The sequence below is a fragment of the Myxococcota bacterium genome (assembly GCA_039030075.1).
In the GTDB taxonomy this organism is placed as follows: Bacteria; Myxococcota_A; UBA9160; order UBA9160; family SMWR01; genus JAHEJV01.
Map to the genome: position 1 here is coordinate 1 of JBCCEW010000025.1, position 25,337 is coordinate 25,337.

The 25,337-nt window shown below is 67.2% G+C and carries 20 protein-coding genes; 13 read left to right on the forward strand and 7 right to left on the reverse strand.

The window, feature by feature from the left end; genetic code table 11:
• The first annotated feature begins 221 nt into the window (after positions 1-221).
• The gene (locus AAF430_21320) at positions 222-2,192 is read left to right on the forward strand and encodes a DNA/RNA helicase domain-containing protein (protein MEM7412787.1); all 1,971 of its coding nucleotides are present in this window, start codon (positions 222-224) and stop codon (positions 2,190-2,192) included.
• Between the two features lie 183 nt (positions 2,193-2,375).
• The gene (locus AAF430_21325) at positions 2,376-3,002 is read left to right on the forward strand and encodes a PEP-CTERM sorting domain-containing protein (GenBank protein ID MEM7412788.1); all 627 of its coding nucleotides are present in this window, start codon (positions 2,376-2,378) and stop codon (positions 3,000-3,002) included.
• Here the strand turns inward: AAF430_21325 and AAF430_21330 are convergent.
• From AAF430_21330 to AAF430_21340, 3 genes are all read right to left on the reverse strand, one after another.
• The gene (locus AAF430_21330; GenBank protein MEM7412789.1) at positions 2,999-4,471 is read right to left on the reverse strand and encodes a carotenoid oxygenase family protein; all 1,473 of its coding nucleotides are present in this window, start codon (positions 4,469-4,471) and stop codon (positions 2,999-3,001) included. The two genes, AAF430_21325 and AAF430_21330, sit on opposite strands and share 4 nt — an antisense overlap.
• Before the next feature lie 37 nt (positions 4,472-4,508).
• Positions 4,509-5,720, reverse strand: coding sequence for an acetyl-CoA acetyltransferase (locus tag AAF430_21335; GenBank protein ID MEM7412790.1), 1,212 nt, complete (start codon positions 5,718-5,720; stop codon positions 4,509-4,511).
• A gap of 69 nt (positions 5,721-5,789) precedes the next feature.
• The gene (locus tag AAF430_21340) at positions 5,790-6,419 is read right to left on the reverse strand and encodes a TetR/AcrR family transcriptional regulator (GenBank protein ID MEM7412791.1); all 630 of its coding nucleotides are present in this window, start codon (positions 6,417-6,419) and stop codon (positions 5,790-5,792) included.
• Positions 6,420-6,597: 178 nt separating this feature from the next.
• Between AAF430_21340 and AAF430_21345 the strand changes: the two genes are divergently transcribed.
• Positions 6,598-8,307 carry an amidohydrolase family protein gene (locus AAF430_21345; GenBank protein MEM7412792.1) on the forward strand — a complete coding sequence of 570 codons (1,710 nt, stop codon included), beginning with the start codon at positions 6,598-6,600 and terminating at the stop codon, positions 8,305-8,307.
• Positions 8,308-8,404: 97 nt separating this feature from the next.
• Here the strand turns inward: AAF430_21345 and AAF430_21350 are convergent, their stop codons facing one another.
• The gene (locus AAF430_21350) at positions 8,405-9,190 is read right to left on the reverse strand and encodes an SDR family oxidoreductase (protein ID MEM7412793.1); all 786 of its coding nucleotides are present in this window, start codon (positions 9,188-9,190) and stop codon (positions 8,405-8,407) included.
• Positions 9,191-9,248: 58 nt separating this feature from the next.
• On the opposite strand from AAF430_21350, the gene AAF430_21355 reads away from it, so the two are divergent.
• From AAF430_21355 to gloB, 8 genes are all read left to right on the forward strand, one after another.
• Complete coding sequence (locus AAF430_21355; GenBank protein ID MEM7412794.1) at positions 9,249-10,442, forward strand: D-alanyl-D-alanine carboxypeptidase; 1,194 nt, start codon at positions 9,249-9,251, stop codon at positions 10,440-10,442.
• A gap of 211 nt (positions 10,443-10,653) precedes the next feature.
• Entirely contained in the window at positions 10,654-11,946 is a 1,293-nt protein-coding gene (locus AAF430_21360) for a zinc-dependent metalloprotease (GenBank protein MEM7412795.1), read from the forward strand.
• A 485-nt stretch (positions 11,947-12,431) separates the two neighbouring features.
• Positions 12,432-14,246 carry a hypothetical protein gene (locus tag AAF430_21365; GenBank protein ID MEM7412796.1) on the forward strand — a complete coding sequence of 605 codons (1,815 nt, stop codon included), beginning with the start codon at positions 12,432-12,434 and terminating at the stop codon, positions 14,244-14,246.
• Positions 14,247-14,357: 111 nt separating this feature from the next.
• Positions 14,358-16,280 carry a hypothetical protein gene (locus AAF430_21370; protein ID MEM7412797.1) on the forward strand — a complete coding sequence of 641 codons (1,923 nt, stop codon included), beginning with the start codon at positions 14,358-14,360 and terminating at the stop codon, positions 16,278-16,280.
• Positions 16,281-16,481: 201 nt separating this feature from the next.
• Positions 16,482-16,928 (forward strand): zinc ribbon domain-containing protein, encoded by a 447-nt coding sequence (locus tag AAF430_21375; protein MEM7412798.1) that lies wholly within the window; start codon positions 16,482-16,484, stop codon positions 16,926-16,928.
• 3 nt (positions 16,929-16,931) lie between these two features.
• A complete protein-coding gene (locus AAF430_21380; GenBank protein MEM7412799.1) occupies positions 16,932-18,122 on the forward strand; it encodes a thiolase family protein in 1,191 nt (396 codons plus the stop codon).
• A gap of 84 nt (positions 18,123-18,206) precedes the next feature.
• Positions 18,207-19,076, forward strand: coding sequence for a hypothetical protein (locus tag AAF430_21385; protein ID MEM7412800.1), 870 nt, complete (start codon positions 18,207-18,209; stop codon positions 19,074-19,076).
• A gap of 82 nt (positions 19,077-19,158) precedes the next feature.
• On the forward strand, positions 19,159-19,929 hold the full coding sequence (gene gloB, locus AAF430_21390) for a hydroxyacylglutathione hydrolase (protein ID MEM7412801.1): 771 nt from the start codon (positions 19,159-19,161) through the stop codon (positions 19,927-19,929).
• A gap of 63 nt (positions 19,930-19,992) precedes the next feature.
• On the opposite strand, the gene AAF430_21395 is transcribed toward gloB, so the two are convergent.
• From AAF430_21395 to AAF430_21405, 3 genes are all read right to left on the reverse strand, one after another.
• Positions 19,993-21,420 (reverse strand): wax ester/triacylglycerol synthase domain-containing protein, encoded by a 1,428-nt coding sequence (locus tag AAF430_21395; GenBank protein ID MEM7412802.1) that lies wholly within the window; start codon positions 21,418-21,420, stop codon positions 19,993-19,995.
• Between the two features lie 60 nt (positions 21,421-21,480).
• Complete coding sequence (locus tag AAF430_21400; protein ID MEM7412803.1) at positions 21,481-21,903, reverse strand: PaaI family thioesterase; 423 nt, start codon at positions 21,901-21,903, stop codon at positions 21,481-21,483.
• A 65-nt stretch (positions 21,904-21,968) separates the two neighbouring features.
• Positions 21,969-23,018, reverse strand: a complete 1,050-nt coding sequence (locus AAF430_21405) for a zinc-binding dehydrogenase (GenBank protein ID MEM7412804.1) — start codon at positions 23,016-23,018, stop codon at positions 21,969-21,971.
• Between the two features lie 152 nt (positions 23,019-23,170).
• Between AAF430_21405 and AAF430_21410 the strand changes: the two genes are divergently transcribed.
• Positions 23,171-24,835 carry an NAD(P)/FAD-dependent oxidoreductase gene (locus AAF430_21410; protein ID MEM7412805.1) on the forward strand — a complete coding sequence of 555 codons (1,665 nt, stop codon included), beginning with the start codon at positions 23,171-23,173 and terminating at the stop codon, positions 24,833-24,835.
• Between the two features lie 35 nt (positions 24,836-24,870).
• Positions 24,871-25,296 (forward strand): VOC family protein, encoded by a 426-nt coding sequence (locus tag AAF430_21415; GenBank protein ID MEM7412806.1) that lies wholly within the window; start codon positions 24,871-24,873, stop codon positions 25,294-25,296.
• The last annotated feature ends 41 nt before the right edge of the window (positions 25,297-25,337 follow it).

Consider the following 25,337-nt stretch of genomic DNA (forward strand, 5'->3'; position numbering starts at 1 on the left):
GCCGTCAACCAGCCCGCAGACGGGAAGAACGGATTCGGGCTTGGCTGTCGACACGGGCATCCTGGAGCTCCCTCTGGTCGCCTCTAGTGGCCATGCGGCGACCTAGCTCAATCGCTGCGGGTCGCGCCTGGTACGCGGCTGACCGTTCGAGATTCCTGGGCACGGACCAGGGCTCGATCGTCGCAGAGCTAGCCAGCTCAGCCGCTTCGCAGGGCTGGCACGTGGAGAGTCAGCAACACCAAGAGTGGAGCGCCAGCGTCGGCATTCTGCAGAGTGAGATCCGTCAAGATATACCTGACGAGATTGAGATTCTCCGGGATGCGCTCGAGGAATCCGGGCTTGCCGCCTACTCCGATGTGATTCTCGAGTACGACTTCAGGCGCCGGGGTCTTCGAATCGATTGCGTCCTCCTGGCCCCCGGCATGATCGCGGTCTTGGAGTTCAAGCGATCAAAACTCTCTGCGGCGGACGCGGATCAGGTGACGAACTACTGCGTGAACCTCGTAGAGTTCCATCAGGAGACGCGAAGAACCTGCGACGAAGAGTGCGCCATCGTCGTTCCGGTTCTTGTGCAGACCAATGGAGAGTTTGAGTATCGGGGTCCCATCCGCGGCGAGTTTCTTTCGGAGCCATGGGCGCCCGTATTGCGAGAGCCGATTCGATGCGGGGGCGCAGACCTTGGAAAGGCTCTTCGTGATGTTCTCGGGTTGAGGAAGGGGGCGACGGCGCTAAGCCGTGAAGCCTGGCTGTCGTCGCGGTTCTCTCCATCGTCGTCGATTCTCGACGCGGCGATCTCCCTCTTTGGGGATCACGACGTCAGCGCGATCCATGAGCACGCCGGCTCAATCGAGCAGATCGAGTCCACCATCGTCGACGTGGCGGTTCAGATCGAACAGGCTCGGGCGGGAAAGCGGAACACGGTCGTCTTCGTGTCGGGCGCCCCGGGTGCCGGGAAAACGCTGGTCGGACTGCGGCTCGCGTTCGACGAGCGGTTCCGCGATGACGCAGTCTTCGTGACGGGAAACGCGCCCCTTGTCGACGTTCTCACAGAGGCGCTTAGGAGGTCCTACAAGAGGAGTGCTTCGCGCACCGTAGGCTCGATCTCTGGATACCCGCGTGAGAACGCACGCCTGGTGATCGAGAACGCCGTGTTCAAGATCGTCAAGGCTCACAACTTTCTTGGCGAGCGAGGAAAGGAAACTGCCTCGTCTGATGGCAGCATCGTGATCTTCGATGAGGCTCAGCGCACCTACGAGAAAGGGCGAGTAGTTGTCGGTCACCCCCTTGAGGATCACGAGGCGGATCTGATCCTGCACTCGTTGGAGCAGTCCTACGATGAAGGCGCCGTCGTTGTCGCCCTGCTCGGGCACAACCAAGCGATAAATCGTGGCGAGCGGGGTGCGATCGCGTGGCTGGAGGCTGCGGAGCGGCGTGGCTGGAACTACGCGATCTCGGACCCATCCCTGGAGCTAGGGGAGTTCGACGATCTGGCGCATTGGCGAGATCACCCGCTGCGAACGGTGCTCGATGCAGGTCACCTGCCCCATTCCCTTCGCTTCTATCGCAACCGCTTCGTGGAGGAGTGGGTTCACTGCGTGATGGAGGATGACCAGATCGGCGCGCGCGTGCTGAGTGAGAGACTGGCAACTGAGGGACACCAGATCTGGATCACGCGAGATTTGCATGTGGCGCGAAGCTGGGCTCGCAATCACCGCGTGGGTGATGAGCGCGTCGGGCTAATCGCCTCTGGCCAAGCAAGGCGTCTCGCCGCAGAAGGGCTGTTCGTCGATCAGAAACCATCCATTGCTCAGTGGATGCTGGCTCCGAGTGGCGATATTCGATCGTCGAATATGCTGGAGACTGTGCAGAACCAGTTTCAGATCCAGGGCCTCGAGCTGGACTATACGGTCGTGTGCTGGGATGCCGATCTGCGGCGGGGCAAGGCGGGCTGGGAGGCTTGGAGGATCAGGGGAGGTGGCTGGCAGAAAAACAAGGCACTGGACGTAGCGAAGAACAGCTATCGAGTCCTTCTCACGCGGGCTCGGAAGGGAATGGTCGTGTTCGTACCCGAAGGGGATAGGAGCGGGCACGACGGCACCCGCCATCCGCGCTTCTACGATGGGATCGCGATGCACCTCCTGGCCTGTGGCGTCCGCAAGTTGCCGAGCGAGGATCAAGAAAACGAACAGTGACGACGTAGCGGCTCGCCTGGCTAGAGTTTCCCTGGTTTCGCACGGCAGGAGAGTGACGCGCGGAGCGATCCCGATTCCTGGTAGGGTGGTCGCTGCCCACGCTCTATGGAGAGGGGGATCGCCCACCATCGCCGTGCGGGTTGGCGGGACGATCTCCGAAGGCTGAGAGGCAGAGGAGGTTTCATGATCCCCGTGCGCGACTTCCGACAACACCTCGGGAGCCGACGAATGGCCTCCGCGTGGCTCTTCGCGGCGGCGCTCGCGGTCGCGCTGCTGCCTCGACCCTCTGCGGCCGCGATGTTCATCACCATCGCCCCGGTGGGGAACGATGTGGTGGCGTCGACGCTCGGCGGCACGCTGAACACGTCGGGTCTGTCCTTCTCGGGGAACGAGCCTGCCAGCGGCCCCACGCTGTGGCCCGTGTTCGCGGAGATCGTGTTGGGCGCACCCGCCGGCTTCGACCGCTACGTGGCCATCACCGGGCCGTCCTCGTGGGGGCCGCCCACCAGCCCGTCGAACGCTGCGTCGAGCCTCGGGCCGCTGGTCGGCGTGAGCAGTGGTCAGTTCCTGGTCGTCCCCACCGGTTACGTGTCCGGTGCGCCCCTGGGCCCGGCCTCCGCGACATTCGCCAACGCCACCATCGCCTCGCTCGAGCTGACGCCGGGCGCCTACGTCTACAGCTGGGGCAGCGGCGGCAACGCGGACTCGCTCACGGTGACCATCGTGCCGGAGCCCGCGACCGGTGCGCTGCTCACGCTCGGCGTCGTCGTGTTGGCCGCGCGTCGCCGCACGCAGTTGGGGAACGCCTAGGCGCGGGCTGCTTCGTCCCCGTGCCAGAAGGCATGGGTCCCGGAACAGATGCGCTCCGGCAGTGAGACCCGCGCGAGCGGTCCGCCGGTCGGGTGGTCCGCATCGAAGATCCAGCACTCGGAACGGTCCCGGTTCATATCCATCGTGTAGGTGAGAACGTACCCGTCGGTCTCTCCCGTCGCGCCATCGCGCGGAGCCACGACGGACTCGCTCGCGAAGACTCCTTCGGGCAACCGGACCACGTCTTCGCGACCGGTCTCGAGGTCCTGTCGAACGAAGCCCTCGAAACCGAACCAACCCGCACAGGGCAGGGCGTTGAAGGAGTAGCGGTAGCGGCGGCCGCCGTAGCGGCCGTTGATCATCCCGAACTCCATGATCCGGTCCGAGAGCCGTTCTTCCTTGCAATCGCCCGTACGCAGATTGAACCGCCAGCGGTGCGCTCTGGCCTTCATCTCGTGGAGGTCGAGGAACCGGAAGAGGTTGAAGTTCACCCCCTTCTCGGGGATCGGTTCGGGCGCGGGGTTCTCCTGGAAGAACCCGTCGAGAATGATCTCGTCCCCCTCTTCGTACGCGTTCATCCAGTGCAGGACGTAGGTGGGCGCTGCTTCGAACCAGCGGACCTCATGGCCCTCACCGCGTCGCGGCAGGATGCCGAACCGCGTCGGAAGCTCGGGGAAATAGCGCGTGGCGTGAACGCCCTTCTCCAGGGCGGCCGGGTCCCAGAACATCGGGCAGTCGTTCACGATCGCGTAGTTCTCGGTGAACGCCATGTCATGGGGAAGGCGCGGGCCCGGGAGCTCGATGCCCGTGTAGTGCGCCAGCTTTCCCGAGGCGTCGACGACGCCGTAGTGCATGTAGGGCGCCTGCTTCCCGTAGTTGAAGAAGAGCATCTCGCCCGTGTTCTCGTCGATCTTCGGATGCGCCGAGATCCCCTCGGCCGGGAACTGGCCGTCGAAGTCTTCCTTGCCGAGCGGTTCGAGGGTGCGCGGATCGGTGCGGTAGAGGTCGCCGCACTGCCAGAAGCTCGAGAGCGCCACGCCGTTGTGGACCACCACATCGGTGCTCGACGTATCCTTCATCAGCTCCCGGGCGCCCCAGCCATGCTCGCGCTTGGCGGCGGTGGGCGGTTCGGCCACGCCGGCCCACAGCGCCTCGCCGGCTTCGCGCTCTTCCCGCAGGCCGTCCGTCGGAACGAAGCGGTTCCGGTAGGTCGCCTCGCCGTCCGCGAACGACATGGCGTGCAGCATCCCGTCGCCGTCGAAGGGGTGGTAGCGCTTGATCGGCAGGAAGACCGGGTTCTCGGTGTTCCGCAGGTAGGTGCCGGACAGATCGCGAGGAATCTCGCCTTCGACATCGAGATCCCAGGCGTCGTATTCCGTGGTCTGGGGGCGCCAGGCACCGGTTCGATAGGGATGGTCGTCGTCGGCCGGGAGGTGGTTCTCGTGGCGAGCGTGGATCTGGGTCTTCACAAAGGTTCTCCGATGCGGGGTGGCGGGGCCGCGAACGCTACGGTCGCTCGACGATGAAGCTCACGGTGGTCGCCGTGCTGCCGCCGATGTTCAGCGTAGCCGCACGGCGCGCGCCGCCGACCTGATACTCGCCCGCGCGCTCTGCCACCTGCGCCGACGCATCCAGCAGCATGCGCACGCCGGTCGCTCCGACCGGGTGTCCCCCTCCGATCAGGCCGCCGCTCGCGTTGACGGGGATGCGGCCGTTGCGTTCGAGCTCGCCCGCCTCGATCGCGCGGTAGCTCTCGCCGGGCGGCGTGATTCCGAAGTGGTCGATGGCCATGTACTCGGAAGGCGTCATGCAATCGTGGGTCTCGATCGCGTCGAGCGCGGACACGCCCTCGATGCCGGCGCGCTGCCACGCATCGGTGATCGCCCGGCGCACGTGGGGCATCACGAACTTGCCCTCGTCGGGACGCTGCAACTTCTGATCGAGCGAGAGGCCGACCGTCGTGTGACCCCAGCCCGCGATGTGCGCGCGGGGCTGGCGCCCGTTCTTGCGCGCCAGCCAGCGGTCCGAGACCAGCACCACCCCCGCGCCACCGTCCGTGATCTGGCAGACGTCGTTGCGGCGGAGGCGGCCGGCGACGACCGGGTTCGCCTCGTCGTCGGCCTGGAAGGACGCGTCGCTCAGCTTCCAGTCGCGCGTCTGTGCGTTCGGGTTGTCCTTCGCATTGCGTAGATTGAGTTCACCGACCGCCCGCAGGTGCGCTTCGTCGAGTCCGAAGCGGTCCGCGTAGGTCTGCGCGACGCGGTCGAAGACGCCCGGCCACACGACGGCGCGGGGCGGCGTCTCGTGTCCCACCCAGGCGGCCGCCGCCTGGACCTCGGCAGCCTCCTGGCCCGGGAGCGTCTTCTCGAGCTCGACCCCCAATACCAGGGCGCAGTCGTATCGACCGGCTTCGAGCTCCGCCATCGCCGCCAACGCCGCGATCGAGCTAGACGCGCATGCCGCCTCGTGTCGCATCGCAGGGACGCCCCACAGCTCGGGCACGACGCTCGCGGGCATCGCGCCGAGGTGTCCCTGCCCGGTGTAGAGCTGGCCGAACGCGTTGCCGACGTGAATGGTGTCGATCTCACTCGCGTCGACGTCCGCATCGGCGAGCGTTCCTTCGATCGTCTCCTTGACGAGAGCTCCGATGTCGAGCCTCTCGCGCCGCCAGTTCCGCGCGAAGTCCGTCTGGTGTCCGCCCATGATGGCTGTCTTCATGACTTGCTCCTGTGTTGCGACGGTCGCGCCGTCGCTGCCGACGGGACCGCCAGGCTCAATCGAGTCGGGCTACTTCGATTCGGTTTCCGGCGCCAGCATCGCCTGCACCGAGCGAGCCAGCTCCACATGAAACGCGTCGCCGCGGGTCATCCGCAGGACGAGGGGATGGTTCCAACCCTCTGAAACCAACATCAGGACCTCGGCCAGGGCCTGGGGATCTCCATCCCGCGCGATCCCTGCGCGCTGAGCGAGGCGCACGAAGCGCACGTAGTGCACCAGGGCTTCGGCTTCGCGTGTCCGGTAGACGGTCCGGAACTCGGGCGAGCCCGGCATCTGACTCCGCGCCGCCGCGAAGACCACCGAGTTGTCGTGGAAGAACTCGGCGCTCTGCCAGGTCCAGTCCGCGAGGAAGTCGGCAAGCCCCATCTCTAGAGCGCGAGCGACGTCCAGCGTGCGGCCGACGAACGAGACCAGATCGACCATGACCGCGTCGAAGGCCGCGAGGATCGCGTCACTCTTCGACGGGAAGTGGTTGTAGAAGGTCGCCGGCGAGCTCTCGGTCCGCTCGGCGACGGACTGGGCGGAGAAGCTGCCCTCGGATTGGATCTCTGCGCGGACCGCATCGACCAGGCGCAGGCGGGTCCGCTCGGCCTTCCCGATGCGGGTGAGCCCATTCTCAGCAGGGTCGATCGCGGCCAAAACTGGTGTCGCACTCCAGAAACGGGAACCAAATTTGTACCAAGATTGGACCTCGCGTGGCAACCCCCGTGGCGCCCCGGGCCCCGCCGATCGCGCCTTTCGGGGTTCCCCGCCGAGGCCGGGGCCGTCCCGGTACCCTGTCCGGCCATCGCGCCACACGCGATTCCGAGGGAGACGCATGAGCCACCTACTGGTGAAGAACGGCGTGCTGATCGACGGCACGGGCAGCCCCGGACGTCGCGCCGACGTCCGCATCCGCAACGGGATCGTCGCCGAGGTCGGCCCCGACCTGGCGCCCGATGGAGAAGAGGTGTTCGACGCGGCGGGCGCCACCGTCTGCCCTGGGTTCATCGATTCCCACACGCATCTCGACCCTTCGATGTTCTGGGATCCCGGCTGCGATCCGATGCCGCAGCACGGCGTCACGACGGCGCTGATCGGGAACTGCTCGCTCTCCCTTGCGCCGGTCAAGCCCGAGCACCTCGACGAGGTGATGGACGTCTTCTGTTACATCGAAGACATGCCCATCGAGGACTTCCGTCAGGGAATCCCGTGGAACTGGGAGACCTGGCGCGAGTACCGGGACTCGATGAACGCGAACGGCGCGGCGGTGAACATGGCGTCGCTGATCGGCCACTCGATGCTGCGCATCTACGTGATGGGGGCCGACGCCTGGAAACGCGCCGCCACCGACGCGGAGGTCGATTCCATGTGCGCGGAGTTGTCGGAAGCCCTGGAGGCCGGCTGCTTCGGGATCTCGACCTCGTTCTTCGACGTGGACCGCGCCGGGCGGTTCGTGCCCACGCGGTTCGCCGAGCAGAAGGAGTTCGACGCGCTCGCAGCGACCATGGGCCAGGCCGGGCACGGGCTCGTCGAGTTCATCCCGAACTTCACCGGCGAGACGCCGCTCGAGGAGATGAAGCAGATCGCCGACGCCACCGCGCCCCACGACGGCGTGACGGCCGTTTGGAACGGGCTCCTTCATACGGAACTGGCGCCCGAGCGCAGCGACGAGCTGATCGCCTATTCGCAGGGTCTGCGCGACGCCGGCGCCGACATCTGGCCGATCGCTTCGCCGCGCACCGTGGACTTCAACGTCAACTGGGAGCAGACCATGGTCTTCATGATGCTCCCGGAAGGTTGGAACCAGATCATGCTCGTCCAGGGCGACGAGCGGGCCGCGAAGCTCCGGGATCCCGAGTGGCGGAAGGTCGCGCGTGAAGAGTGGGACCGCGTCGACAAGTCGCTCTTCCCGAATACCCGGCCCGAGTACGCGCGGTTCACGTCGGTGACGAAGCCCGAGAACGAGCGCTGGCTCGCGAAGAGCCTGCAAGACCTCGTCGACGAACGAGGCGGTCACCCGAGCGACGTCTTCGCTGACTGGATCCTCGAGAACGATCTCGAGCCGGGTGTCGTGGCTGCCGGCGTGTCCAACAGCGACGTCGAGGGCGTGGCGAAGATGCTCGTGGACGATCGCGTCATCGTCTCGGCCAGCGATGCGGGGGCGCACGTCCAGATGATGTGCGCCGCGGGCGATACGACGCTGCTCCTCACCCGACACGTCCGCGAACGCGGCGACTTCACCCTCGAAAAGGCGATCTACGAGTTGACCGGCGCGCAATCCGAGCGGCTGGGCTTCAAGGATCGCGGCATCCTCGCGCCGGGCTACGCGGGCGATCTCACCGTCTTCGATCTCGCCGAGCTGGCCTGGGAGCCGGACACTTTCGTTTCCGATCTCCCGAGCGGTGGCGCGCGCCTGCGTCGGCCGCCGGGCGGCTACCGGCTGACGGCGGTCGGCGGCGTCATCACCCCGCGCGACGGCGTCTTGACTGGCGCGAACCCGGGCCGCGTGATCGACGGCGGCGCGCAGCGGCCCGCCGGACACTGAGACCCACGAACGCGGCCCCCTGCGGCGGGTGCGATGCTGGCCGGGGCGCGCGTCAGGCCCTCTTGGGTTCCTGAGCCCTGGCCTGGCTTCGCCTGGCCTACGACGCCGCATCCAGGTCCGGCGCCCACGCCGAACCGTTGATGTGGCTGCCGCCGTCGACGAAGAGCGTGTTCCCGGTGAGGTAGCGACTGCCCTCACTCGCGAGAAAGAGCGCCACGGGCGCGATGTCTTCGTAGCAGTCGCCGATCCGGCCCATCGGATTCGCGGCATCCGCAGCGGCGATGAGCTCCGGGTGCGCCGCCATCGTCGATGCGAACGAGGCGGACTTCGCGGCCGGACAGATGATGTTCGCCGTGATTCCCGTGTTCGCCCACTCGCGGGCGGCGGTGCGCGTCGCGGAGCGCAGCGCTTCCTTGCTCGCGTTGTACTCGACCGTCCCCATGTGCGCATTCACGCCGTTGAGCGAGCAGATGCTGATGATCCGGCCGTATCCGGCGGCCTTCATGATCGGGTGCGCCGCCAGCATCGCCCAGAAGGGGCCGAGGAAGCCCATGTTCACGCCGTGCTGCATCAGCTCGACCGGCTTCGATTCGACGCGGCCCAGCTTCCCGCCGCCCCACGCGTTGTTCACGAGGATGTCGAGGCGTCCCCAGCGGTCGACCGCGTGGGACACCATCGCCTCGACGTCGCTCTTCGACGACGCATCCGTTCGCGCGAACTCCGCGTTCGCGCCCAGCTCCTTGGCGGCCATCTCGCCCGCGTCGACGTCGATGTCGGCGACCAGGACGCGCGCGCCCTCTTCGATGAACCTCTGCGCAATCCCTCGACCGATGCCGAGGGCCGCTCCCGTCACGATCGCGACGCGGCCATCCAACTCACCCATTGCCTTCGACCTCCAGCGAGTGTCCGGTGGTAAGCTAGCTCGCCTCATGCGCACCCGGATGGCTCTGCTCATCGCCTGCAGCATCGCCTCGCTGAGCGCGCCCGCCGGCGCTGCCTCCTGGGAGGACGAGGTCCGCTCCCTCGCCGGCAGCAAGGGCGTGGTCTACGTGCTCAGTGGCTCGGGCCAGCCGCTGTTGCAGCTGGGAACGCGGGAGCCCTTCATCCCCGCCTCGACGCTGAAGATCGTGACCGGGTTGCTCGCCGCCGAGTACCTCGGCCTCGATTCCCACTTCGAGACCCACTTCTGGATCGAGCCCAGCAATGCCGGTGACCTGCTGGTGGTCAAGGGCTTCGGGGACCCCTTCCTGGTCTCGGAAGAGCTCGACCGGGTGGCCGAGGCGGTGAAGGCTTCGCTGCCCCAGGGTCAGACGCTGGCCGGTGTGGCGATCGACGACAGCTACTTCGCTCCGGACATCACGATCCCCGGTGTCGGGCGTTCCGACAATCCCTACGACGCGCTCAACTCCGCCGTTGCGGTGAACTTCAACACCGTCCACGTCCAGCGCTCGAAGGGGAAGATCACGAGCGCCGAGCCCCAGACCCCACTGACGCCTCTGGCGCGGCGCGTGGCCCGGCAACGCGGAGTGAAGGGGAAGGAGCGCATCAACCTCTCGAGCCGTCCGGAAGACGTGCGCCGTTACGCCGCGGAGCTGATCGCCGCCAAGCTCCGAGGCGTCGGCGTCTCCGTCGGCGATCACTTCGAGACGCGCCGTGCCCCGGGCCGACCCGCTCGGGTCGTGCACGCGAGCAGCAAGAGCGTCGGCGACTGCGTCGGCGCGATGCTCTACTACTCGAACAACTACGTCGCCAACCAGGTGTTCCTGGCGATCGGTGCCCAGGAGAGAGGGGCACCTGCCACGCTCGCGAAAGGCGTGGCGGTGGCGAACGAGTTCCTCGACCGGCACTCCGAACTCTCGGGCATCGTGATGACCGAGGGCTCCGGGATCTCCTACGACAACCGGGTGACAGGTCCCGCCCTCGCGGGAGCGCTGAGCCTCTTCACTCCTTACAAGCACCTGCTGCGCGAGAAGCACGGGAGCCCCAACAAGACCGGCACCCTGAAGGTCACGAAAACCGTCGCGGGCTACCTCGACACCCGAGAACACGGAACCGTGCGCTACGTGATCAGCCTCGGGGGTGGCGGCGCTGCACGGCGCTGGAAGATCGTCGACGTGCTGCGCAAGGCGCTCTAGGCAGGGGACACCGGCCGCGCCACCGACGGTGGGCGCCGCGTCCAACCGAGCGTTTCCGTCGAATCCGCGGTGCGGCGGTCCCCGAATGTGCCCCGCGTCACAGCCGGATCGCGCGACTTCCCCTGCAATGCGCCCGGGCGGTGGGCCAGCGAGGGGTACGATGCAGGGGCTGCGCGGTCGACGACCGTCTACTTCATGGATCCGGTGCGAGGTGCCGCAGCGGTGCGTCGCGATCGCCTTCCTGTCGGGCGCTGCCCTGGCGTTCACGCTCGCGGCTGCCGCAACCGCGCGTGCGGACGAACCGACCTCGGTGCATCAGGGACCGAACGAACGGCGCATCTTGCGTCACGAACCGATGCGCCCGCTGATTTCCGAGCGCGCCCGCCCCGGACGTTCTTCCGCGGCGGACCCCGCCCCGCCGACGGCGCTCGCCTTCAACGCCTTCCAGCGGCGCTTCGAGGTCGTCCTCGAGCCGAACGACCAGCTCCTCGCGGGCTGGAGCGAAGCCGCCCGATCCCAGCTCGAGGGTGTGCGTGTCTATCGCGGGGAGCTCGCGGGAACACCCGGGTCCTGGGTTCGCCTGGTCGAACGAGACGGCGGCTGGACCGGCATGATCTGGGACGGTGTCGAGCTCTATGCGATCGATCGCACCCGCGATCTCGGTGACACCCTCGCCGACGTCACCGAAGGCGAAGCCAACGTCGTCTACCGCATGGCCGACGTCGAGCACGCGGAGCCCACCCACTGCGGCGTGGATCCCGACGCGCCGCGGATGGAAGAGGGCGACGAGCGCCCGAGTCGGTATGGCGCGCTGCGCGAGGAGCTGTCTTCGCTCCAGGCGTTGACCGCGACGGCCGGCTCCCTGCTCGAAGTGTCCGTGGTCGCGGACGCCGACTACGTGGCGATCCACGGCAGTGAGAGCGCCGCTGCGGTCGTGGCCCGCATGAACATCGTGGACGGGATCTTCGCCGAGCAGGTCGACGTGACGCTGCGCCTCGCCGAGATCCAGACCCTGGCTTCGAACGGCAGCCTCACGGCCACCGGCGCGAGCGCCCTCCTCAGCCAGTTCTCGATCTTCACCAACCAGGGGAACGTCTCGAACCCGGGCCTCGCGCATCTGTTCACGGGACGGAACCTCTCCGGCTCCACCGTCGGGATCGCCTACCTGGGGACGCTCTGCAGCCGCGCCTTCGGCGTCGGCTTGAGCGAGACGCGCTTCGGCGGCACCAGCGGTTCCCTCACCATCGCCCACGAGATCGGCCACAACTTCGATGCGCCCCACGACAACCAGTCGGGCTCGCCCTGCGCCGGGACGCCGGGGAACTTCCTGATGAACCCGAGCCTCAACGGCAGCGACGACTTCTCGAGCTGCAGCCTGCAGCAGATGGCGCCGGAGATCGCGGGCGCCAGCTGTGTGGTGCCGCTCCCCGAGCCCCCGGGCGTGATCTCACTGGCGCTCGGCGCTGCCGCGCTGGGCTTCCTGGCGCGCTCCCGCCGCGCCTAGCGCGCGGGTAACATCGCGCGGATCGCCCCCCCCCCCGAGCGCGCGCCCAGGCGCACGACTCGACGCGCCCTGCCGAACCCCCGACGTACGCTGGGCCTCACTGGGATTCGCGAGGCGGCCTCTGCTGCCCGTCGTTCACGACACCCACTCGAATCCGAACGGTGCCCGATGGGGTCGCGCGCTGGGCCGGGCGGGCCTTCCGGAGGGTCGAACGGCGCCCAGCGGCGTGGCCCCGCGCTGCGAGATCGGACGCTTTCGGCGCTGGGTCGGCCCGGCCGCCCCGTGTATACGGCTTTACGGCGCGGGGCACATAGCGCGAATAGGCTGGCCGCGGCTGGTGGCAGCACCAGCCCGGGCAGGGCGGGATCACGCCCTCCCGAAACCGAACCCCGCTTCCACGACGTCGACCCAACGCGTCGTGGAGGCCAGCGGAGGGGCTCTCCTCTAGCGCGAGGCCGAGTCGGCAACGCAGAGGAGGCAACACGATGCGGTTTCTCGTTCGACGCAGCTCTGTTCGGGTCGCGGCGCTCTTGCTGGCCGGGGCCCTGCTCGGCGCCTCGGGGTGCAGTACCCGCCCGATCCGTCCCGAGATGGCTCCGTACATGCTCCGGGTCGCGGCGAACGGGGCCGCACACCCCGTCGACACCCAGAGACTTCCTGCGGCGACCGGGCGCTGTACCGGGATCCGCGCGCAGGTCGACCGGGTCATGCAGGGTTTCGAGGCCTACTACGCCCGCGAAGAGAAGCCTCACGTCGGGCTCTTTCTCCACGGCGGCCTCGTGAGCCTGGACGCCTCGGCCGCCGCTTCTCGGGACAGCTTGAACGCCCTGCTCGACGAGAAGCTAGGGAACCAGAACGACAGGCGTTCGGAGCCGCGGGATTGGCTCAGCGAGCTGAAACCGGAGGAGGTTCACCGAGCCCTCGATTTCTACCCGATCTTCGTCGGTTCCAGCACCGAGTTCTGGAGTTCCTACTCGGACTACGCGTTCTCGATTCGCAACGGCGAAGAGAACCGCGCGTACGCACTCCTCACCTTCCCATTCCTCCTGCTCGCGGACACCGGGCGCGCCATCGCGAGGACGCCTCAGCTCGTCGAGCGGCAAATGGGGGCTGCGCTCCGGGCGAGTCGCTTCGGCGAGATCGAAGAGTCACCCGATGGCTGGGAACACATCGAGGATGTGGAGCTCCCGTCGGCAGACTTGACGGCAAACTTGAACCTGTCGAACGGGGTTCGAGTCCTGACCTTCCCGTTCCTCCTCGTCAGTACGCCGCTGCTCGATCTGCTCGGGCAAGGGGCGTATCAGAACATGCTGCGTCGAACGCACCTGCTCATCCAGCTCGACTCGGACACCGAAGGCACGACCTTCGGTGAGTGCGGGGTGCTGAACCAGCTGATGGCGCGACTGCGCCGCTTCGAGGAAACCCAGCTCCTCGATCGGAAACCCGTAGACCGGCACAGCCGCAACCGGGGTGTGGACGCCGTCACGCGGATGCGGGTGCTCGAAGTCGCACGCCGTTCTCTGGAGGAAGCGTCAGAGGGTGATCGCTGCGAGGAGCGTCGCCTCGCCGAGTGCATCGCGGCCATCGAACGGGGCCCGCTGACTTCGGGCGAGGAGAAACGGTGTTCCCGCCCATGGCGGCCGACGCCGAATCGCACTCCGTCGTGTGATCCCCTCGAGGATCAGGCGCGCGTGTCCACCGGAGACCGCGAGGCGAATTCGGCGCGCGAGAAGGAGCCGCGTCGCCAGCAAACGAAGACCCGCGAGGATCGCCTTTCGATCCGCCTCGTGGCACACAGCATGGGCGCGATCGTCGCCGATCGTCTCCTCGACCGGCACGACGACCTCTACTTCTCGGAAGTCGTGTACCTCGGCGCCGCTTCCACGATCAAGGACTTCTCCGAGCAGGCCCTCCCCTATCTCGTCAACAACCCGAGCACCCGCTTCTCCGCCCGCACGCTCCATCCGACCAACGAAGCGCACGAATGGTGGCGTTGGTACGGGTTCTTCGGGTTCCTGCCGCGGGGGAGCCTCCTGGAGTGGATCGACCTCTACCTGACCGAACCGCGGTCGAAGGTCGACCGGACGTTCGGCAGCTGGAACAACGTGGCCGACCTGCTTCCTCAGATTCGATTCATGGAGTCGAGCTCTCGAGAGCGGCTGTGCATTCGCGGGTTCGGCCTGAAGGACGGGCCCCGGGAGCACGGCCAGCTCAACGATCCCCCGGAACCCGGCGACTCCTATCGCTATTGGGAAGGCTTCGACTGCCCGGCCACGAGCGAGGAAGCCACCGCTCCGTAGGCGCCGACGCGGCGAAGCGCGAACCAAACTCCACCGCCGATCCGTGGGGTCGGCGCGTACCCACCACCCGAAGAAGCGGAGATCGAAGCGATGCGCGTGAATCCTGTAGCCGTGAGCGTTGGCCTACTTCTGATGATGGCGTTCTCGTCCGCCGTGGCACTCGAAAGCTCGGAACAGGAGGACACCGAGGCCAAAGCGAAACCGGGAGAGGTCGTGCCGGCGAGCGTCGCCAAAGCGACCGTCGACATGGTCGACACCTTCGTCCGCCGAGAAGCCGAGCGCGAGTCAGCGCGCAACCAGTCCGAGAACGCCGTGGTGGCGGACGCCTCGACCGCCGTGGTCGAGCGGAGCTCGGTCTCCGACTTCATCGGCGTGGGGCTCGCGCTGGCCGGGTTGCAGGCGCAAAGCGGTGACGAGGAACGCGCGACCTCCGCGTCTGCAACGATCAGCGCGGCGGCCCTCGGTTCGATTCCACTGGGACGTTCGTTCGACGACGCCTGGTTCGACGAGCGCAGCTTCTGGCGAAACGTCGCGTTCACGATCGGATACGACGATCCCGAGGACAACGACATCGAAGACGCCACGATTCTCGGGGTCGAGGTGCGTCTGATCTCCGATGGCCAGACCTGGTGGGGGAAGGATCCGTTCCAGTTCGCACCGGCCGTGCTGCTCGATGCGCCGGCCCGCGCCGTGTTCCGACCCCAAGATGTCAATCTCGGCTCCTGGTGGGCGGCCGACGCGTACTTCAAAGACGAGATCGCCGCGGAGAAGAAGGCGCTGGATCAACTGGTCGCGCAAGGCCGGAGTTTCGACTGGGGCAACCGGGTCTGCAACTGGGGCGTCGGCAACACGTCGCGGGCGCAACAGGAACGTGATCTCGGCTTCGTGGGTTTCTTCTTCCGGAGCTCAGCGTCTCAGGAGCGCCTCGAACAGCCATTGGAATTCGCCACGAACTACATGAGCTGGCTCCTCTGTCAGGACCCCGACTCGCGGACACGCGCGAGCGGCGAGGCGAAGCCTGCGGGTTTCGTCGCACTCCTGAAGCCGGACATGAAGGAGGAGGATCGCGAGCAGCTAGAGGCACTGCTGAAGTCCGAGATCGGAGAAGTCGAGACGAAGTTGAAGGGCGCCCCAAAGCCGGCGCGCCTCGGCCTGGCCTTCAACCTGCTGCTCGATCGAGCGGCTCAGGCGTCGGAGGAAGAGCCCGAGCCCGAGGTGCCGATGGCGAACACCGCTCCTCCCCAGCCCGACGTCTGGGGCAACGAAGAGGCTTTTCGAACCCTCGATCGCCTCGAGGATGACAAGCTTGCGGGGAAGGTCCTGACGACCTTCGGCCGAGCGGTTCGGCTCTGGGCGCTGGGGAAGAAGCGCGAGAGCCTGGAGCTGCTGAAGAAGTACATCGAGCAGCACTCCGAGCAGCTGGGACCGAAGCGCAAGGACAGGCTCAAGGCCGTGGGGGGCAGCCTTGTCGGTGAGATGAACAAGCGCACGGAGCTCTCGATCGACTTCGATTCGAAGCTCCGAAACGGAGGGGACGACGAGTTCTCGGTCAAGATGATCCTCGAGGCTTCCCCGTTGAAAGACTGCGATACCCACCTCGGGCTCGCCTTTTCGTCGAACTGCAACTACTTCCGCTACCTCAACTTCACGCTCAACGCAGGGGTCGACTACATCGAGCAATCGCGCGACGACGACTCGGTCGGCGGCTTCGCGGGCGTCGAGATGCAGATCCCGGTGTCGCTCGATTCGATCTGGTACGGCACGGAGTACTCCCCCACGGTGGGTCAGAACGATCCGATGTTCAGCCTCAGCGGTCTGGCGAAATGGCAGCGGAACATGGGCGACAGCTATGTCGGTCAGGCGAAGCTGGAGATCCCCATCGCGGGTGGCATCAAGGTGCCCATCAGCGTCTCGGTCGCCAACCGGACCGAGCTCGTGCAGGAGCGCGAGACCGAAGTGCGCGGCATCGTGGGGTTCACGATCGATACGAATCTGCTCGCGAACGCCCTCTCGACCGGCCTGGTGGCGGAATAGCCCCGCGTAGCCCAGCGCGACAATCGGCTGGCGGAGGATCGGAGGGCCGGTGCTAGTCCGTCGGCCCCGGCCGGCCCGCGGGTACACAGCTCTCCTTGACCGATTTCTCGGCGCGCTTGGACGTGCACGCCGCATGGAACCGCCGCTGGAACGCGGTAGCTTGCTGTCGCGCGTAGCCGCGGCAACCGCGAGCGAGGAACCATGAGCGAGACCGTGTCCGATACCGAGCTGGTCGAGCGCTTCCCGTGGGTCGTCTTGTCCCACGATTCGAAGCACCACTTCCGTGGTTGGCTCGACAAGCGTCTCCTGATCAATCGCTGCAGCGACTGCAGCGCGTTCCACCATCCGCCGAAGCCGATCTGCCACGTCTGCTGGTCCGAGAACCTCGTGCCGACCGAGGTCGAGGGGACGGGCACCGTGCATCTCGCGATGCACCTGCATCAGGGTGCGCCGGCGCCGGACGTCGACTACGCGAAGGGCCCCCACCCGGTGGTGACGGTCGATCTCGATGGGACGGACGGCGTTCGCTTCAGCAGCACCGTGGTCGATCTCCCCGTCGAAGAAGTCGTGATCGGGTTGCCGGTGAAACTCGACTGGATCGAGCGCTACGGCCAGCCCTTCCCCGTCTTCCGCAAGCGGGAGGCCTGAGCCATGGCCAGCCGAAACCCGATGCGAGACGAGATCGCGATCGTCGGCGTGGGCTCGACCGAGTTCTCGCGCGACGCAGGCGGGATCTCGCCCGCGAAGCTCGGCGCTCGCGCCTGCATGGCCGCGATCCACGACGCGGGGATCGACCGCGACGCCATCGACGGCGTCGTCGGTGTGCTCGAGCCGGGCGCGCCCCGCTCGAACGAGATGTCCTCGATCCTGGGCCTCTCCGACATCACCCACCACTCGAGCCCGATGCCGGTGGCGATGTTCGGGCTGATCGACGCGATGACGGCGATCTTCTCGGGACAGTGCGACACGGTCCTGGTCTACTACGCGTTCACCCGTGCGCCCTGGAACTCGCGTTCGGCCGCGCAGGATCCATTCCGGAGCTACCTCGCCGGGATGATGGGCGGCGGCCTCAAGGCGCCCCCCGTCCCCGAGTGGATCGACCCGTCGATGGCGTACACCGCCTGGGCCGCGCGCTACATGCACGACTACGACGTGTCGCGCGAGGCCTTCGGCCGCGTGGCGATGAACATGCGGGCGAACGCAGCCCGCAACCCCAAGGCCGCCATGAAGAAGCCGCTCACGATGGAGGGCTATCTCCAGGCGCGGATGATCCGCGACCCGCTGTGCATGCTCGACATGGACATCCCGGTCGATGGCGCGGACGCGTTCGTGCTCACGACGACCGAGAAGGCGAGGGAGCTCACGAAGAACCCGGTGGTGGTGCACGCCGCGACGGCGGGCATGGTCGGCCGGAACGTCGAGGATCAGCTGCCGTCCCTCGATCGACACGGCCAGCACGTCGTCGTCGAGGCGCTGAAGGCGCGCAGCGACGTCTGGATCGACGACATCGACGTCTTCTTCCCCTACGACGGCTTCAGCATCATCACCCTCGGCTGGATCGAGAACATGGGTTTCGCCAAACCCGGCCAGGCCGGTCGCTGGATGCAGGAGAACTGGGACGACGAGCGCGGCAGCGTGATGATCGACGGCCGGGTGCCGATGAATCCGCACGGCGGGTCCCTCTCGGAAGGGGCGTCGCGGGGGACGGGGCATCTCCGGGAAGCGGTGACCCAGCTGCGTGGCGACGCCGGCGAACGCCAGGTGGCCGACGCGAAGACCGCCCTGATCGGCTGTGGCGGCTTCTTCTTCAACTCCCAGGGTGCGATCCTGAAACGGCTCTAGGCTGGGATCGAGGCCACCCGACGAGGATCCACCGTGCGCAATAGAATGCGGGCGTCCAGAAGTCTCCGGAGCTCCTACGTCCTGTTGCCGCTTCTGCTCGCTGGCTGCACGGGCATCCTCGGCCAGTCGAACTCGGATCCGAAGGACACGACGGAAACGACCGTCGCGCCCGTCGGCGCTTCCGCCGGCAGCGATGCGTCCCTGCTCTCTGCGTTCTACGGCCTGGACGATGCGCTGCCGTTGCTCGCCCGCTTCCTCGTTTGTGACGGGTCGGTGGGGAGCGACGGGATGCCGGTCGTCTTCTCCGAGGAACTCGACCTCGAGACGGTGCAGGCGGGCGACTTCGGCGTAGTCCTAGCCGATGGGAGCGCGGGAGAGATCGTCTGCGTCACGCCCGCACCGGCGAACGACGTCGGGGAGTTTCGCACCATCCTGATGATCGGAGATTTCGGGTCCGCGGCGAACCAGCCGGCGCGTGTCGAGATCCGGGGCAACGTCCTGTCCCTGGACCAGCAATCCAACTTTCGTGGCGCTCGGGTCGACGCGGTTCCGTTGGAGAGCGGACCGAGCCTGGTGCTGTCAGAGATCGTTCCGACAGAGGAGTGGGAACTCGGCAAGGCGGCCACCCGCTTCCCCTTCGGCGGCGGGAGTGGTTGCCCCGAGGCGACGCGGCAGGTCGTTCGCGTCGTGTGGAACGGCGGCGTCACCAAGCCAGGCGGCAGCGAGATCGACGACGTCGAGAGGCGCGCGTATCAGGTGTTCGTCGACGGCGGCGATGGAGAGGCGGGTGAAGTCACTCCTTTCGCGATGGGCGATCTCGGCGACGGAGACAACAACCATGAGCTGTGTCTCGATACGGAGGCGCCCGCCGTTCGCGTCACCTTCCCGGCCGGGCTGCTGACGGATCCTCGGGAAGATCTCAATCTCGCGACGGAGATCACGGTGGCGCGCTGACCCTCGGCGTCCCCCCGGCCGATCCGCAGGCTCGGGGCTCGTCGATGCTAGGCTTCTCCCGCTCGCCCCCTTCGAGGAGAACGTGTCCATGCTCGAGATCCACCAGTTCGGATGCCTCTCCGACAACTACGGATTCCTGGTCCATGACGCGGACGCCGGACTGACGGCCTGCATCGACACGCCCGACGCCGGTCCGACCCTCGCGGCGCTCGACGCCAAGGGCTGGTCGCTCACGCACATCTGGAACACCCACTGGCACCCCGATCACACCGGCGGGAACCTCGAGCTCCGGGAGAAGACGGGCTGCGCGATCCTCGGCCCGCGCAACGAGAGCGAGCGGATTCCGGGGATCCAGACCGAGCTCACCGAGGGCAGCCGCTTCGATTTCGGTGCGCACCCCGTTCGCGTCTTCGATGTTCCCGGCCACACGTCGGGTCACATCGCCTACTACCTACCGGACGACGCCGTCGCCTTCGTGGGCGACACCCTCTTCGCGCTGGGTTGTGGGCGCCTCTTCGAGGGTACCGCCGAACAGATGTGGCATTCGCTCGGAAAACTGATGGCACTTCCGCCCGAGACCGTCGTGTACTGCGCCCACGAGTACACCCAGGCGAACGCGCGGTTTGCGCTCAGTGTCGACCCCGAGAACGAAGCCCTGGCCGAGCGCTCCAAGGAGATCGACGCACTTCGCGATCAGGGTGTCGCGACGGTGCCCACGACGATCGGCGCCGAGCTGGCGACGAACCCGTTCCTGCGTGCGGAAGACTCCGGCTTGCAGCGTGCGCTCGGCATGGAGGGTGCGGACCCCGTGTCCGTGTTCGCCGAAACGCGCAAGCGCAAGGACAACTTCTGAGCCCAGCGCTAGGCCACGGTCGAGGCTCGAGCGCGGCACTGCGACCGCGACGCGGCCCGCTGGTCAGACCAACGCCACCGGCGGCTGGGAGCCCGGCTCGAGCGCCAGCACCTCCGAGAAGCCCGCGCTCAGACACTCGGTGAAGAGCGCCTGGTCGGTGACCGCCGCGGGATCGACGTTCGCGGCGATGCAGCAGGTGTCGCCGTGGGTGACGAGCGTGATCATCGACGCGCATCCGGGCAGCGGGCCGAAGCCGTAGGAGCGCAGGATCTTTGCGCCCGCGAGGTACACGTCCTCGCGAATCCCCGGCACGTTGCTCGCCTGGAGATCGTTGCTCTTCGTGAGGCTCCCGGTGAACGCGGTGAGGAGTGGCGACGGGAGACGCACGAGGGCGGGCGCGAGGAGTGAAGCGCCGTCGATTGCCGGCTCGTCGCGGAAGCGGCGCACGGTTCTTCCCACGGCGTGCATGCGCTCGCGGGGATCGACGATGCCCACGGGTGCAGCAAAGCGGGCGCCCGCGAAGCGATTCCCGCCGGCGTCGTCGTCGTCGGAACGCACCGAGATAGGAATCGCGATCGGCATGGTCTCGATCGGTGTTCCGAGCTTCTCGTGGTAGAGACGGAACGCGCCGAGCAAGGCGGCGAGGAACGCATCGTTGAGCGAGGCGCCGGCCTGCTTCGAAGCTCCGCGCAGGTCAGCGAAGGCGACGTCGAGGGCGGCGAAACGCCAGGACAGGCTTCGCTTCCCTAGCAGCGGGGAGCCCTCGCCATCGGGCTCGGCCAGCATGCGGCGCAGCGACGACGCGAACTCCAGCGCCTCGTTCGTGCTCGCGACCGGATCGGCCGCTGCGCGCGCGGCCTTGCCGGCGAGTCCCAACAGATCAGGCAATGCCTGCAGGTCGCGCGCAACGCGATCGCGGAGCACCTCGAAGGGGGTCGCCTGCTCGGGCGGCGGCGGGGGCGGCTGGGGTTTGCGCGGGTTGTGCTCGCGGGTGCGGGAGTGCAGCTGAGAGAAGAGCTGGACGCTGCCCATCCCGTCCGTCGTCGAGTGGTGCATCTTCAAGAAGAAGGCACCGCGTCCGTCGGGGAGGCCTTCGAAGAGGATCGCCTCCCAGGGTGAGCGTGCGCGGTCGAAGGGAGGCATGGCCGCCTGCTCGGCCGCGCGCAGCAGCTCCTGGTAGGTGCTCCCGGCCGGGAGCGCGACGCGCCTCACGTGGTAGTGCAGGTCGAAATCGGGATCGTTCACCCATGCGGGGCTGCCCAGCCCGAAGGCGGGCTCCACCACCTTCTGTCGGAAGCGCGGCGCCATGCGGGAGCCCCAGTCGACCGCCGCGACAAAGCGCTCCCAGTCGGGCACGCAGTCGAGGATCTCGAGGCCGCAGATCGTCGAGCGCAGGCGCGGGTCCACCTCGGCGCGCCACATCAGCGCTTCGAGCGGGTTCATCTCGCGCGACTCGGACCAGGAGAGCGGAGCGTCGGGGGAGGGGGACATCGCGAAAGTGTAGCGTGAGGGGTGGGCGCGAAGCCGGTGCAGCGTCGGCGAGCCGCGGGTCTAGCTGCTCCGCGGCAGCACGTAGGTGCCCTGCGCCGTCGCGACGGGGCGCTCGGGCGCGTCGTCCATCCAGATCTTCACGGTTCCCACGACCATCAGGCGCCCGGCCTTGTCCAGGTCGGCCCGGGCGTAGGCGGTGTTGCCCTGCGCGGGGCGCAAGAAGCGGATCGACAGGTCCGAGGTCAGCGCCATCGGTTCGATGCGGTCGATGGCCCCGAAGGTGAGGTACCAGAGGGCGAGATCCGCGAGCGCGAACAGGGTCGGGCCCGGGACGAAGTTGCCGGGACGCAGCTGGGTCTGATCGATCGCCTGGGCCGCGACCGCGTGGGTAGGGGAGATCTCGATGCAGCGGTTGGGCCGCTCGGTCCAGCCTTGCTGGACGGCTTCGTCGACGGTCTGGGGCGTGAGGGAGAACGTGCTCATCGCGCGATCTTCGCAGCACCCGCCAGAGATCGCACGCGCGCTTCAACCGGGAATCGACGAAGCGCCTACTCCACTCTGGCGACGATCCGCCCCGAGACGCGACGCCCCGCGAGCGCGCGCAGGCCTTCGGGAATGTCGTCGAACCCGATGACGCGACCCACCTGCGGCTGGTATCGCCCGTCCTCGACTAGCGACAGGAGGTGCCGGTGGGCCGTGTCCTCGATCTCGGGCAGACGGTCGCCGTAGCCGCTTCCCATACAGCAGCCGATCAGCGTCCAGTTCTGCACGTAGAACTCGTTCGGGTGGATCGGGATCAGGCCGCCCGCATGCCCGGCCATGACGTGCCGACCTTCGACCGCCAGCAGGGGCCGCGCGCGCGCGCCGGCTTCGCCCTGGACGAAATCCACGATCATGTCGATGGAGTTCGGGCCACACGCTCGGTGTACCGCGGCGACGAAGTCCTCGGCGCGGTGATCGATGACGAGCGTTGCGCCGAGCTTGCGGCAGAACTCGGCTTTCTCGGGCCCGCCCGCCACCGCGACGACCTCCGCTCCCGCGGCCACGCAGAGCTGCACCGCGGACGACGGTACGCCGCCGGCCGCCCCGAGCACGAGCACCCGCTCTCCGGGTTGGACCTTCCCGCGTCGATGGACTGCCTGGTAGGCGGTGTGTCCGGCGATGACGAACGCCGCGGCTTCCTCGTCACTCATGGACTCGGGCGCCTCGTACAGCGCACTGCCGAGCGCGACGCACTGCTCGGCGAAGCATCCCCAGGGCTGTGGTGTGAACCCGACCACGCGCTTCCCGATCAGATGGCGCAGGTTCTCGGTCGCCTCCTCGACGATCCCGACGGCCTCTTGCCCCGACACGTAGGGCCGCTCGATCGGAATCGGATACTCGCCCGTGGCCATCGTGATGTCGGGCGTCGCGAGGGTCGCGGCCCGAACGCGCATGAACACATAGTCGTCGGCGGGCGGCTCTCCCTCGTTTCGGGTCCGGAGACCGGCCAGGTCGACCGTGTACCCCGTCAGGGCCTCGTGGGTCGGGGCGGGAAAGTCTCCCATCTCGAAGACGTCCCACGGGTCTCCCTTTCCTCGGACGATCCAAGCCTTCATCGCACGGTCTCCAGCTGCGTCCATCGACGTCGGGAGTTCAGCGCAACGATATCGGCGTCTTTTGCGAGTTCGCTACCGCCACGCACGCGGCAGAAGTTCACTTCGTTCCGCCTTCGACGTAGAATGGCTCTCCCCCGTCTAGGAAGGACTGCATGACCAGCACGACGGATCCGTCGGAAGGCGGCGCAGCGGAGCATTACGACGCCGTCGTCATCGGTGCCGGGGTGAGTGGTCTCTATGCCCTTCACCACTTGCGCGGGATGGGTCTCTCGGTGCGTGCCTACGACGGGGCGCCCACCGTCGGCGGCACCTGGTGGTACAACCGCTATCCGGGGGCGCGCGTCGATGGCCCGAGCGCACCTCTCTACGGCTACACCTTCTCCGACGAGCTCGTGAAGGACTGGGACTGGACCGAGACCCAGTCGTCTCAGCCGGAAGTGCTTTCGTACCTCGAGCACTTCGCAGACCGTTTCGACCTGCGTCGCGACATCCAGCTCGAGACCTGGATCGAGAACGCACGCTACGACGAGGCGGTACAGCGCTGGACGGTCGAGACTCACACGGGCGCTCGGATCTCGGCGGAGTTCCTGATCTGCGCCGTCGGGGCTCTCTCCACGCCGAACACACCCGACATCCCGGGGATCACCGAGTTCGCAGGAGAATGGGTCCACACGGGTCACTGGCCCGAGGAGCCGATTTCGTTCGCCGGGAAGCGCGTCGGTGTGATCGGTACCGGCTCTTCGGGCGTGCAGGCAATTCCTGAGATCGCGAAGGAGGCCGACCATGTCACGGTCTTCCAGCGCACGCCCCAGTACACCGTGCCCGCGCGCAACCGCCCGCTGGCGGACGAGGAGCTCGCCGCCGTCCGCGAGAACTGGGAGAAGATCCGCGGTGGGATGGTGGCCCTCCCGTCGCCGGACGCGCATCTCCCCATGGCGCCGGGCAACGGGCGCTCGGCGTTCGACGAAACCCCCGAGCAACGCCAGGCGCTCTACGAAGATCTCTGGACGCAGGGCACCCTGGCTTTCGTATACGGCAACTATCCAGAGCTGCTCGTGAATGAGGAGATCAACCGCGAGGTCGGTGCCTTCATTCGCGGCAAGATCCGCGACACCGTCCGCGACCCTGAGACGGCCGAGAAGCTCCTGCCCGACCATTTCTACGGTACGAAGCGGCCGATCCTCGACGCTGGCTACTACGAAACGTACAACCGCGACAACGTGACCCTCGTCGATCTGCGCGAAGACCCGATCGAAGCGATGACCGCGGACGCGGTGCGCACGGCGAGTGGCGAGCACCCGATCGACGTGCTCGTGCTCGCGACGGGCTTCGATGCGATCAGCGGATCGATGCTGCGCCTCGACCCCGAGGGTCGCGGGGGCGTTTGTCTGAAGGAACGGTGGAAGAGCCAGTTTCACAACTATCTCGGTCTGATGGTGAGCGGGTTCCCCAACCTCTTCATGATCCACGGTCCGGGGACGCCGGGCGTGCTCTACCTCATGCCCCTCGGCGCCGAGCTCGAGACCGAGTGGATCGCGAACTGCGTACGTCACTTGCGAGCGCAGGGTTTGGGGACGGTCGAGCCGACGGTGGCGGCCGAAGCCGCCTGGGATCGAGAAGTCACCGAGCTCGCCAACAGGACGCTCTTCCCTCGCACCGATTCCTGGTACACGGGCGCGAACATCGAGGGGAAGTCCCGGCATTTCGCGGTGCATCTCGGCGGTCCGGCCTATTTCCATCGCATCGCCCAGATCGCCGAGAAAGGCTACGAGGGCTTCGTGTTCGAACCCGAGCGAAACGCTTCTACGGCCGATTGACCAGCGGCCTGATTCACCCAGAAAGGAACCACGACGTGGGAAACACCCTGGCCCAGTTCTGCATCAACGTGAGCGACCTCGACCGATCGGTTCGCTTCTACACCGAGGTCCTCGGTCTGGAGGAGCACAGCCGTACGGACATCCCGGGCACCCGTGAGGCGATCGTCTGGGGCCGGGGAACAGGTTCGGCGCTCCAGCTGGCCCAGCACCTGGACCGGGACGACAAGATCGATCCGGCCGGCGAGGGGTTCAAGAAGGTCGGCGCCCTCTGGAAGCTCTACCTCAACACGGACGACTGCAAGGGGCTCTACGACAAAGCGATCGCGGCGGGCGCGAAGAGCGTCACAGAGCCCACCCATCTCGAGGAGTGGGACGTGTGGGTCGCCTTCGTCGAGGATCCGGATGGCTACCAGATCGAGCTGATCCAGGGAATGGACCTCGACGCGAACGCGCCGAGCTGATCGCGCTCCCTGCCTCGGCCACCCGGAGCGTTCGCCCGGTG